General features: G+C 55.6%; 13 protein-coding genes. 4 read left to right on the top strand and 9 right to left on the bottom strand.

Going from position 1 to position 12,039, the window contains the following annotated elements; all coding sequences use genetic code 11:
* The first annotated feature begins 26 nt into the window (after nt 1–26).
* Nucleotides 27–944 (top strand): hypothetical protein, encoded by a 918-nt coding sequence (locus WCJ41_RS17010; RefSeq protein ID WP_336907029.1) that lies wholly within the window; start codon nt 27–29, stop codon nt 942–944.
* Between the two features lie 11 nt (nt 945–955).
* Entirely contained in the window at nt 956–1,471 is a 516-nt protein-coding gene (locus WCJ41_RS17005; RefSeq protein WP_336907028.1) for a hypothetical protein, read from the top strand.
* Between the two features lies 1 nt (nt 1,472).
* Here the strand turns inward: WCJ41_RS17005 and WCJ41_RS17000 are convergent, their stop codons facing one another.
* From WCJ41_RS17000 to WCJ41_RS16960, 9 genes are all read right to left on the bottom strand, one after another.
* A complete protein-coding gene (locus tag WCJ41_RS17000) occupies nt 1,473–2,216 on the bottom strand; it encodes an SDR family oxidoreductase (RefSeq protein ID WP_336907027.1) in 744 nt (247 codons plus the stop codon).
* Between the two features lie 9 nt (nt 2,217–2,225).
* Nucleotides 2,226–2,990 carry an SDR family oxidoreductase gene (locus WCJ41_RS16995; RefSeq protein ID WP_336907026.1) on the bottom strand — a complete coding sequence of 255 codons (765 nt, stop codon included), beginning with the start codon at nt 2,988–2,990 and terminating at the stop codon, nt 2,226–2,228.
* 11 nt (nt 2,991–3,001) lie between these two features.
* Entirely contained in the window at nt 3,002–3,961 is a 960-nt protein-coding gene (locus WCJ41_RS16990; protein WP_336907025.1) for a cyclase family protein, read from the bottom strand.
* On the bottom strand, nt 3,958–4,983 hold the full coding sequence (locus WCJ41_RS16985; protein WP_336907024.1) for a substrate-binding domain-containing protein: 1,026 nt from the start codon (nt 4,981–4,983) through the stop codon (nt 3,958–3,960). Before WCJ41_RS16985 ends, WCJ41_RS16990 begins: the two co-directional genes overlap by 4 nt.
* Before the next feature lie 19 nt (nt 4,984–5,002).
* Nucleotides 5,003–5,962, bottom strand: coding sequence for an ABC transporter permease (locus tag WCJ41_RS16980; RefSeq protein ID WP_336907023.1), 960 nt, complete (start codon nt 5,960–5,962; stop codon nt 5,003–5,005).
* A complete protein-coding gene (locus WCJ41_RS16975) occupies nt 5,959–7,464 on the bottom strand; it encodes a sugar ABC transporter ATP-binding protein (RefSeq protein WP_336907022.1) in 1,506 nt (501 codons plus the stop codon). Before WCJ41_RS16975 ends, WCJ41_RS16980 begins: the two co-directional genes overlap by 4 nt.
* A gap of 85 nt (nt 7,465–7,549) precedes the next feature.
* Nucleotides 7,550–8,332, bottom strand: coding sequence for a PhzF family phenazine biosynthesis protein (locus tag WCJ41_RS16970; RefSeq protein ID WP_336907021.1), 783 nt, complete (start codon nt 8,330–8,332; stop codon nt 7,550–7,552).
* A 3-nt stretch (nt 8,333–8,335) separates the two neighbouring features.
* Nucleotides 8,336–8,758 (bottom strand): RidA family protein, encoded by a 423-nt coding sequence (locus tag WCJ41_RS16965; RefSeq protein WP_336907020.1) that lies wholly within the window; start codon nt 8,756–8,758, stop codon nt 8,336–8,338.
* Nucleotides 8,759–8,770: 12 nt separating this feature from the next.
* Nucleotides 8,771–9,856, bottom strand: a complete 1,086-nt coding sequence (locus tag WCJ41_RS16960; RefSeq protein WP_336907019.1) for a DSD1 family PLP-dependent enzyme — start codon at nt 9,854–9,856, stop codon at nt 8,771–8,773.
* A gap of 125 nt (nt 9,857–9,981) precedes the next feature.
* On the opposite strand from WCJ41_RS16960, the gene WCJ41_RS16955 reads away from it, so the two are divergent.
* Both WCJ41_RS16955 and WCJ41_RS16950 read left to right on the top strand, forming a co-directional pair.
* On the top strand, nt 9,982–10,827 hold the full coding sequence (locus WCJ41_RS16955; protein WP_336907018.1) for an FCD domain-containing protein: 846 nt from the start codon (nt 9,982–9,984) through the stop codon (nt 10,825–10,827).
* Nucleotides 10,824–12,039 (top strand): D-amino acid dehydrogenase (locus WCJ41_RS16950; protein WP_336907017.1); only part of this gene is annotated, 1,216 nt, incomplete at its 3' end. The genes WCJ41_RS16955 and WCJ41_RS16950, both read left to right, overlap by 4 nt.

The following is a 12,039-nucleotide window of genomic DNA, read 5'->3' as shown; positions in this document are numbered from 1 at the left end:
GCTCAGGCAAGGCAAATGGTTGATTTATGAAGTCTCGATTTCGCCAAGCTCGTCAAACAGGGCCCATGATTGCCTTGGAGGCAGGGCCTTACACTCTTCAGCTGGCACCAGGGTTTGGTGGCCGCATCGTGAGCTTCAAGAAGGGAACGCGCGACATACTGCGGCCCACGTCGCCCGACACGATTGCCAACCCCAAAGTATATGAGTTTTCTGGCTTCCCGCTGATACCTTACTCAGGCCCTCTCTTCGGGCCGGGGTTCATCTTTGATGGCGTTACATATGATATGGGTCGTACCGTCAGAGAGGAACCGACTGCGACGCATGGCGATGCTTGGATCAACTCATTTGTGGTCCTTGAACGGGGACCTAACTCTGCTTCAATGGTCTTCGAGCACACTCCCGAGACTGGTACCTTCCCTTTTCGCTGGCGCGGGATGCTGACTTTTGAGTTGAACCCAGCAAGTGGACTTCGGGTTGAGATGTCGCTGACATCCCGAGACTTCCGACGCATGCCGGCGGGCCTAGGATTTCATCCATACTTCCCCAAGGTCAAGGGCACTAGGTTGCAGTTTGATGCTGTGGGCGTCTGGCCGGCTGATACGCCTGAAGCGGTCACCCTCGGCTGCGGCCCACTTGTTGAAGGCCTCAGCTTCTGTAATGGCCCCGATGTGTCAGAGATGGTTGTAGACAGGCTCTATGAGGGTTGGGACCAGCGCGCGGAACTCATTTATCCTGACGGTGCTCGGACTTTTATAACGGCTGAAGGGGTCCTTGATAAGATGCAAGTCTATAGTGCTTGGGAGTATCCCTACGTATGCGTCGAGCCCGTGAGCAACGCCAATGACGGCTTCAATCGGATGAACCATGGGGTTCCAAGCCACGGCGTTAGGGTGCTTGATCCTGGGAAATCGATCGCAGGTTCATTTTGCATTTGGGCCGAGTGATGATGAGAGCCTTGATCGCCGGACTGCTTTTAGCACTATTCCTTGCCCTTCCGGAGGGAGCGGCGGCAGACGGTCGTCATGCCGACCCTCAGCTCGAAGCACTTCTTCCCGCGACACTCGGGGGTGTTGTGCTGATCCGAGAAAGCCAGAGGGGGACGGATCTCATGACCAGCAACGCGGTGTTTGATGGTTTTCTCGCCTCGCTCAACAAGGGGCGCGAGGACTTCTTGGTGGGTAGTGCCTACTCTAATGGAGGTCTCAAGGCGGCGGTAAGTTCCTGGCAAGTGAAGGGGGCTGACAGCGACAAACTGTTTTCCGGCTTCAAGGCCACAATACAGGCCTCGAGCAAGGTGGAGCTTTCGATTAGCGTGGAAACTCTTAGCGGACAGAAAGTCACACGCATAGGTGACCCGGGGCAACTCGCACAGGGCCCCATATACGCATACGCCGATGGAGATACTGTGTTTTTTGTGCAAACACCAGATCGAGACCTCGCTAAGGAGGCACTCGGCAAACTACCGCACTGATCTATGTGATGTCGAGAACCTGACCACCGTCGACCGGCAGGACCACACCCGTCACGTATGATGCCTGATCAGAAAGCAGGATAGCGATCCACTGTGCAGCCTCTTGCGCACTAGCGATCCGACCGAGCGGAACCTGGCCGGCCAGCCACTCATAGGCCTCCTTCAAGTCCGACGCCCAGCTCTCATGGATAGGCGTGTCGACTGGACCAAAGGCAATAGAATTGAACCGCACGCCCTGTTTGGCGAATTCGCCGGCACAGGATTTTGTCAGGTATTCGAGGGCCGCTTTTGACATACCATAAAGCGACTGGCCACTGCGCACCAGCGTCCCCGATGATGAGGATATATTGACAACAGCGCCCCTCGAGCGGATCAGCCAAGGTAGCGCGCTTTGCGTGAGCAGAAATGGCGCCCTGATGTTCACAGCCCAATGGTAGTCAATAATTTCGAGGGAATAATCTACAAACGGCATGGTCTTGATCGTCGCCGCGTTGTTGACGACGCCGGAAATACCTCCAAAGGCGTTGGCGGCTGCCGAGACAATCACGCTAAAACAGCTTGGGTCAGCAACATCAGCTGCAACAGTTATGCATTTGCAACCAGACTTACGAATGTCTGAAGCAACTTCCTCCAGCTTCTCGGCCCTGCGGCCGACAAGGCAAACCGCGTGCCCCTGTTCACTGAGAAGCCTAGCCGCCGCAGCCCCAATGCCAGTTCCAGCACCAGTGATGATCGTGGACTTCATTTTCTGTATCTATAGCTCGGCATTAACGACGAATCCGGCATCGACCAGCAATGTGGCGGAGGTCACATAACTCGCATCATCGGAGAGCATGAAGGCGACAGTCGCTGCAAGCTCGGAGGGCTCGCCAATTCGGTGGAGAGCGATCCGCTCGTTATAGTATTTCATGACATCTGGCATATCCAGCATAGGCGCACTCATGTTGCTACGGATCGCGCCAGGCTCGATGCAATTCACCCGAATACCATGCGTACCCAACACGGATCCCAGAGCCTTTCCCAACATGCTAATTGCGCCCTTCGTGCCGCAGTAGGCCACCTGGGTTGGAGATCCAACATGCGCAGAGATCGAAGAAATCATGACAATCGCGCCACCATGTCCCTCGGCGATCATCTGCTTCGCGCCCTCGGTACACACAACCCAACTGCCTCTGACGTTGACCTCGAACAACTCGTTGAAGTCTTCTATCTTTGTCTCGTTCCACGGCATAAAGGGATTGATTGCAGCGTTTGACACAACGTAGTCTAGACGACCGCCACGCTCTGCTGCCGCCTTGATCATTGCCACGATCTGCGACGGATCACGCATGTCGGCAGCAATATCAAATGCTTCGCCACCAGCCGCCTTTACCATCTGAAGTGTCTCGTCTGCGCTGAGGTCTGGCCTGCGGTTGACACAGACAAGAGCACCCTCTGAAGCTAGTCGCACAGCTGTTGCCTGACCTATTCCCGTCGTGGCCCCTGTTACAATTGCAACCCGGCCTGCAAAGCGCTTCATGAGATTCCTCATTAAAAAATGGCGATAGGGTTCCACGGTGTCCCCGTGGCACCAGGGAGTCGCAATGGCAGGCCTACCACCATAAACTCGAACCTGCCTTCTTCGGTGACAGCCGCAGCCAACTCCTCAAGTTGAAGACTATCAGAAATCAACATGCCCATAGCAGTCAGCTGCAGAGGGTGAATTGGATACGGCAGACCCTCAACATTGCTGGGCACGGTCTCACCATCTCCATCTGGCAGGAAAGCCGCGATCTTACGCTCATGCATCCACGGAATGGTATCAACGTGAAGTCCAGCCTTACCCGTTCCGGCCGGCGGATACTCGTTGCTCCAGGGGCCAAGCTTCAGCCGCCTCGCGTGGTGGCCTGTCCGGAAGACCAGAATATCACCCTCCCCAAGACGCACTCCCTGCTTCCTCTCGATATCCTCGAGTTCGGCACGGGTAACGGCCTCGCCAGGCTCAAGCCAGTCCACGCCGCGGTATCGGGCAGCATCAAGCAGGACACCGCGACCGACAAGGCCCGTCGAGTATGCAGTAATCGAGCCCCATTCCGATCCCCGGGACGTGAGAGTTGAAACGGGCTTCCCGTTATATAGTTTACCCTTGTAGCCAACATGGTTTAGGGCATCGACATGTGTGTAAGCGTCCCCATGGCTACCCATTCCAAGCCAGCACATTCCAAAAGTCAGTCCTGCCTGAGAGATCGGAACATCATGGAGTAAGGAAAAAACATGAACGGCCGGACTTGGATTATCGGCCGTCGCTGTCTTACCTATAGGAATTGCCATGGAGACTTGGCGGCCGCTCTTTACGAGCTTGGCCGCCGCCGCCACCTTTTCTTGTGTCAGGTAGTTTAATGTGCCCCTCTCATCGTCCCAGCCCCAGCGCCCCCAATTCTTCACTTGCTCGAATAGTACATCAAACTCCTCGAGGGATACCGGCTTCGGGAAGGTGAGAGTACGGCTCATTGCGCCCCCTTAGTAGCCTCAAGAATGGTATCTACGTTTTCTGACGTAACAAAGATGAGGCCAGAGTCGCCAACTGCTGGCAAGGGATTCTGAAGCCAGTGGTCCATTCCAAGATTGCGAACGAGATCATTGTGGAATGCATAGAGATAGAAGACCCCGAAGAAGTCCATGGTTTCATACTTTTCCATGTTGATCATCTTCACTGTTCCATCCTTGATGGAATTCATGAAGTCTCGACCGGCCTCGTTCGATGTGATGATGATCTTCCCCTGCTTTCCGGACTCCGCGACCGCACGAACGATGCCTGGGCCGGCCTCTGAGTCAAATCCAACCATGGCTGTGAGGTTCGGGTGACCTTGAATGATCGCAGCAGTATTAGCGGCCACCTGTTCGACATTGGTGCCCGATTCCTCGTCAGCAACAACTTTCACATCAGGGCAATTCTTCGCCAGCGCATCTTTGAGCCCCTGACGCGCCAAGATGAAGTTTCCGGCCGCAAGGTAGGAGATAGTTCCAACTTCTCCGGCCTTGAGCCCTGCCTCCTCATGGTACCGACACTGATACTCACCATGCTTGTAGCCAAGATTATACCAATTAGTGCCAAGGTAGGTCAGTCGTTTTGAAGTCGGCAAGTCGCCGTCCGTCACAATCGTAGGCACCTTTTTGTCGATACACTTATCGACCTCGGCTGCCAGAGCGTCGTCCCAGCCACCCACGACGATTACGCCAGCCGGGTTCTTCGTGCATTCAGCATCAACAGTGGTGATGAAGGCAGCAAGGTCAACCGAGGATGGACCTGAGATGCGAACCTTGACGTTAAGCGCCTTTTTAGCAGCGTCGAGACCTGGATACACCCGCTCGACGAAGAGGGGCAGGTTCGACGCGTTGCTGATCCAGACATACTCCTGGTCAGCACGGCTGGCGTCCCCTATCGGGACATTGAGACCAGTCGGTTCATCGGAAAACGCTGCCGTAGCCATGATTGCCAGGGTAGCGGCAGTACACAGAATTAGCTTTTTCATAAGTTTCCTCCTCTGGTTTCTAGGCCCGCGTCGAAGATCGGGCAAATTGGTCAAGTCCGACACTGATTAACAAAACAACACCCACGACTATCAATTGCCAGAATGGATTGATGCCCGCGATGATCATCGCATTCTGCAGGAGAGCCATCAGTAAAACACCGAGGAATGCTCCATGAATTGTGCCGACACCACCGGAAAGGCTTGCGCCGCCCAGCACCACCGCTGTGATCACCTTGAGTTCCACACCCTGGCCAGCAAGAACGACCGCGGTATTCAGACGTGATGCGAGCAACGCGCCTGCGAGACCTGCTAGTAGGCCCATGATGACAAAGAAAATGAACACCGTTCTATTAACATTGATGCCGGAAAGCTTCGCTGCGCGAGCATTTCCGCCGATGTAGTAAGCCTGTCTGAAAAAACGGGTCCGGCTGACCAGAAATGCGAACAGAACGACGATTGCAGCCATGAACCAAAAGGGCGAATATATCCCCAGGAACTGTGTCTGACCAAAGACCGTATATCCATTTCCGAGGTTGGTAACGCCAGCACCTGAGACGAGTTGCAAACCACCGCGGTATATGGAGAGCGTGGCTAGCGTTGCAATAAGGGCATTGATCTTAAAACGGGTCACGAGAACGCCGTTTATTGACCCGAGGACGCCACCCCACAGGCAGCCAGCCAGAAATGCCGGTATCGGAGGAAAGCCGAAGTATTTGACACAGAGACCAGCGATGATCCCTGAAAACGCCAGGATACCGCCGATCGAAAGATCGAACATGCCGGCAATCATGAGCACCATCATGCCACATGCCAGGATGCCTGTTTGGGCAGTATCCAGCAGGACAACGGCAGCATTCCCGCTGGTCGGGAACGTATCAGGCCTGAGCACTGACATTCCCACAATAAGCGCGAGATTCAGGCCTATGAGGAACAGTGGCCGATCAGTCGCAATTCGATTTATAAGCTTGTTCCCGTTCATGCGGCCTTCTCAGGTTCACTGGCTTTTGACGAAGCTAATTCTAAAATCGAAATTTCTGTCGCGCCACTTGCCTCGATTTCACCGGCTACCCTGCCCTCGCACATCACAACGATCCGATGCGCGAGCGCGAGAACCTCGGGAAGATCTGAGGACACGACGAGGAGCGCCATGCCTTGACCGGCAAGATCGCGAAGTATGCGGTAGATGTCAGCCTTGGAACCCACGTCAACTCCGCGTGTCGGTTCATCAACAATCAGGATCCGTGGATTACGACAGAGCCACTTCGCGAGTAGAACCTTCTGCTGGTTGCCACCCGAGAGCGCCCGCACTTCGCGTTGAAGGTCTGGAGTTGCAACCCTCAAAGCTTGCACATATTCACTGGCTTTGACTTTCATAGCAGCCTCGGAAAGAAGGCCGTTTTTGGTGAACGCCGGAAGATTTGCCGCAACCACGTTCGCCTGAACCGAGAAGTCCATGAACAAGCCGCCATCCTTCCGGTCCTCAGGAAGCATGGAGATGCCAGCATCCATGGAGTCTGCAGGCCCTTCTGGCCGGAATGGCCGGCCGTCAATTTCCAGCACCCCACCCGTGATAGGGCGAACACCGAATATCGCCTCGCATGTCTCGGTGCGACCCGCTCCCAGAAGACCCGCAAGACAGACGATCTCACCATACCGCAGGCTGAAGCTCGCATCGCGGACGCGATCAGCCTGAAGCTTGTCAAGCCTGAGCGCAACCTTGGCTGAGGGATCAGACCTGCGTTTGTCTGGTTCGAATGAAAGTTCGCGCCCGACCATCAGCGATATGAGTTCACCGTGATTGGTCCTGTTGGTATCCCGGACCCCGGTGACACGACCGTCCTTCAGTACGGTGACCTTGTCCGATATCTCGAAGATTTCCGCCATGCGATGCGATACGTAGACAATGGAAACGCCCTTATTGGCGAGTTTTCGGATAACACGGAAGAGGTGACGGGCTTCACTGATCGTGAGCGATGATGTGGGCTCATCAAGAATGATTAACTTCAGTTCGTGAGATAGGCCCTTGGCTATCTCAACCATCTGCTGCTGCCCCGGCGACAGGAGCGCGACGGTCGTACGCGGGTCTAGATCAACCTCCAACTCAGACAGGATGGCGCGGGCACCCTCCTGCATCTGCCGGACATTAATGACACCACAACGGTTACCGGGTTGCCGACCAGCGTAGATGTTTTCGGCAACGCTCAGGGCACCCACAAGACTACGCTCCTGGAACACCATGGCGACCCCGGCATCGGCCGTCGCCTTCTCATTGAGGCCGATCATATTCTGCCCATCCAGCGCTATCTCGCCAGAGTCAGGTCGGTACACGCCTGCAACAAGGTGCATGAGCGTTGATTTGCCCGCCCCGTTCTCACCGATGAGCGCGTGGACTTGGCCAGGCTCGACCTCAAGTGAAACGTCGTCCACTGCCCGCACGCCGGGGAAGGTCTTGACCACATTCCTGATCGACAAACGCAGCACAGGCCAAGCTCCAATGTGACTGCGACAAAATGCAGCCGAGGGTAAGTTATGTCAATAGGTGAAACTGTGGTCACCCTATTCACATTTAGGTCGGAAAGGTCATTGTCCCCACGATTGTGTTCACGGTCTCACCCGCAATTGAAACTCTATGCCCATCGAATTCGCACCATAAGTCTCCGCCGCGCGAAGAGAGGTGACGGCTGTGCAGCACACTCTTGCCGAGCTGGTTAGACCAGTAGGGCGTGATGATGCGATGTGCAGTTCCACAAACCGGGTCCTCGGGTAGACCGGCGGCAGGTGCAAAGACCCGAATGACAATGTCTGACGATTGACCGGGCGCTGTGGCGATCAGCGCAGTTCGATCAAGCTGCGCCACCAAATCCATGTCAGGCACAAGTGCCGCAATTTCCGCCTCGGTTCGGAAGATCGCAATATTTCCGAACGAGGACACCTGACATTCCAGGGGTGCAGCGCCCAGCGCATGTGCGATGCGATCACCCTGTTCAGCTGCAGTGTAAGGCATCACCGGCCAATCAACCGCAATTCCTCGTTCGCAGCGGCGGACGTCACGGGACCCGCCATTTGCGAGCTGAAATGTCAGATTCTGCCTTTGCTGAAGGGCAACGTGTGCCGCGGCGAGTGTGGCGTGGCCCGCACCAGGATGCTCCCCGCTCTCAGCAAAAAACCGCAGCCCCGGAGAGATTGACTTCACACTCTCTATGACGGCCAACACATCCGCATCAAGGAGTGCCACGACATTTTTGAGAACGGCCTCACTCGGGAGCTTCTCGACAGACAGGACGTACGCCGGATTGCCGCCGAATGGGTTGGTGCAGAATGTAACAACCTGCGCAATCGCGGCCTGCATTGCTCATATCGCCTTAACAGGTTTGAATGCAACGACCTGCATCTCGACCTTGCAGGGAAACATGAAGCGGGCGGGGAAGACCGACCGCACTGGTGGGTTCTGCAAAAAATACGTCTTGTAGATCTCATTGAATGCTCTGAAATCGCTCGGATTTGTTAGCCAGCACTCACATTTTACCACATCTTCGAGCTCGCATCCTTCAGGCTTCAGAGCTTCACGAATAAAATCAAAGGTTCGGTGAACCTGATCATCGAAGGGCATGTTCTCGTTGCCCGTGCCATCAGAGACAGCGTTTCCAGCACCGTCGTAAGTGAGGTCAGCAGGATCGAACACCCAGGGTCCGTAGGCCGATGTATAGACAAAGTCTCCAGCCCTCACGGTCTTCGAGATCGGAACGGAGTGATGCGCCGGATGGGCTTTCTTCATAGCTGTCAATCCTCAACTGTATCGGCCGCCAATCGGCCAGACATCAATGACGTTTTCGCCACGCACAACATGAAATGCCGGGTGCAGATTTACGGTAGGATCGCAGTGCGACGTGACAAATTCGATGGTCGCGCCAAGGGTCACTCCCTCGCCGTTGAAGTCGAGCGCACCGTGCTCATCGCCCATATAACGGTACGTGGCTTTGGATGGCGCCCCGCGGACAGCTTCTGGGAAACCACCGTCGGTCGCGAATGCCTTGTATCCACCGTTTACAATGACGCGCCCTGGGCGATTAGCCGACACGACAGACAAAGCTACGAAGAGCGATGGTTTGAAGGGCGCTCCGACGCTCTTGTCATATTGGCTGTCCAGGAAGAGGAAACTGCCGGGTTGCAACTCCGTGAAGAGGCCCGATTCACCATCAATCTGGTGGGTGCCCGTACCGCCGCCACTCACAATCTCAGGCTTGAGACCGGCTTTCGTAAGCTCTGAAACCAGATCTTTGAGCCTATCAAGCTGGACTTGCGCCTGCAGTCTCCGATCGGCGATTGGCATGATCTGCTGAACCTGCCCCCAATAGGCTTGAACACCTCGGAGCCTCAAATGCGCACTGTCACTAACACCCCTCGCAAGCGAAACGGCATCTTGGACGTCGATGCAGCCTGTCCGCCCCTGCCCAAAATCAAAATCAATCAGCACACCGAGAGTACGTCCCGCTTCAGCAGCGACCCCCGCGCAAGCACTGAGGTTTAGCGGATTATCCATGACCACCATCAGGTCGGCGCCGCGCGAGAGCAGTCCGCCTAGCCGCGCAACCTGATCCTGTGACACCATGGGCGAGGTAACAAGAATACCTGTAATACCTCCCGCAGCCAGGCATTCTGCCTCATCAATGGTCGCACACGAAGCACCGAGCGCACCGGCACGCTGCAGTCGCTTGGCAATTTCCACACATTTGTGGGCCTTCGCGTGAGGTCTGAGCCCAACGCCCATCGCCCGGGCACGATCGAACATTGTTGCGATATTTTGGTCAAGAATATCAATATCGAGGACAAGCGCCGGCGTCTTGAGTTGATGACGAAGACCGCCCACGGACATCACGTCCCCCATTGTTCTGATTGACGCACGACCTTATTCACAAATGGTGACAGGTCAAGACCTATTGACACCTGACCCCAGCGCGTGAGAATTCGACGGGTACCTCGATGGAGTGCAGCTAGAAGATGAACACCCAAATCAAGCCTCTCGGAAGGCGTAAGCGCTCGCATGACATCGCAGAACTTCTCGAGAGTGCAATGGCCGCTGGCGAATTTGAGGTTGGAAACCAGCTGCCGTCCGAAAAAGAACTCGCCGAACGCTATGGCGTAGGACGCCCCTCTGTACGCGAAGCTCTATTCCTTTTGCAGCAGCAGGGCCTTGTCGAGATCACGGGGGGAGCGAGGGCGAGGGTGACAGCGCCAAGTGCTAGCTTCCTGACGGACCAGTTGGCTAGCCTGATCAAACGCATCTCAGCCCGCGGCCAGGGTCAGGCCCACATGGAACAGGCACGGCTCTTGTTTGAAGCAGGTGTCGCCTGGCAGGCCGCCCAGAACGCGACCGAAGTCGACATCGTGAAGCTCAAGAAGGCGCTGGATGCAAACAGTGCAGCAATGGGAAATACCGCGGAATTCATACGCACTGATGTCGCCTTCCATTATGAACTGACGGCGATTACACGAAACCCAGTTTTCTCCGCAGTGCATGACATCATGGTCAAGTGGCTCATTGACCAGCGGACGAAGACCATTCACATGCCGGATGCAGATCTGCTCTCGGTACGCGACCATACGGCCATCTACGAGGCCATCGCCAGTCACGACCCTATGCGTGCTTACCACGAGATGACCTCACACCTCCGCCTTATCAGTCAGCTCTACATGGAGTCGAAGCGCATCCATGATGAGCTTATGCGAAATGTCGCCCGCGATGTTGCAGCGCGGATCGACCGTGAGAATGAGGAGATGTGGGCAGGACTGCGAGTCAACGCTCCTAAATCACGCAATCCTAGCAAGGGAAGGCAAGACAAATGACGACAGTCATCATTGGTGCGGGCGCGGTTGGCATGGCAACCGCCTGGTACCTGCGTAAATTGGGTGAAGATGTTGAGGTCGTTGAGCGCCAGGCGGCTGCAGGTATGGAAACCAGCTGGGGTAATGGAGGTGTCATACATGCCAGCGAGGTAGAGCCGTGGTCACAGCCCGGCATGCCGAAAAAGATTCTTGGTTGGCTCGGCAAAGAGAATGCACCCCTCTTGTTGCGCTACAGCGCCATTCCCCACATGTGGCGCTGGGGTCTTGAATTCTCCCGCAATTGTACGCCGGAACGTTTCCGGGCAAATAGCCTCGCCAATCTCGAACTCGCACTCCACTCACTCCGCTGCCTTCACGACATTGGAGCAGAATGCGATATAGAATATGATAGATCTTCAAAGGGAGTATTGAAGATATACCGCTCGGCCGAGTCTCTCGATGACGCGCAGCGATCGAGCGAGTTTCTGGCTCAACACGGTCTGCTCTACGAACGGATTGACCCCGACAGAGCCGTTGAGATCGAACCGGGCCTAAGATCCACAAAATCGACGCTTGCGGGCGCTCTTTACTTCGCGCGAGATGAAGTTGGAGACTGCAATAAGTTCTCGCAAGGCCTTGCGGCGGCTTGCGCAGCCAAGGGCGTGCGCTTTCAGTACGGGACGTCCGTCGTGAATATTGAAGCGTCGGCGGGGCGGGTAACCGGCGTTGTCACCAGCAACGGCCGGATCACGGCTGACACCGTCATCGTCGCTATGGGGAGCTTTTCCACTCCCATTCTTGCAAGGCTTGGAGTGAACATTCCGGTCTATCCGGTAAAGGGTATATCTATCACGTTTTCCCGCGGAGCTTGGAACAGCGCACCGCAAGTTCCAATCATAGACGATTCTAAGCTTTTTGGCCTCGTGCCCATCGGCGATCGCATGCGAATCTCTGGGTCTGCCGAGATTGCGGGATATGATACGACACCCGCCATGCCACGTGCTCAGGCAATCATTGATAACGCCAACTTCACATTCCCTGAGCTAAAGCAGCATCTCGATCTCTCAAAGGCGCGAGTATGGGCTGGACTTCGCCCAGTGAGCCCTGCCGGGACCCCAATCATAGGTGAATCCAAGTCCGTAAGAGGGCTCTGGGTCAACGCAGGCCACGGGCACCTAGGGTGGACGCTGGCTTGCGGCTCCGGGCAGGTGATGTCAGATCTAATTTTGGGCC

The organism is Aestuariivirga sp. (assembly GCF_037139295.1).
GTDB lineage: Bacteria > Pseudomonadota > Alphaproteobacteria > Rhizobiales > Aestuariivirgaceae > Aestuariivirga.
Note: the sequence above shows the minus strand (reverse complement) of the source record. Positions and strands in the feature narration are given on the sequence as shown.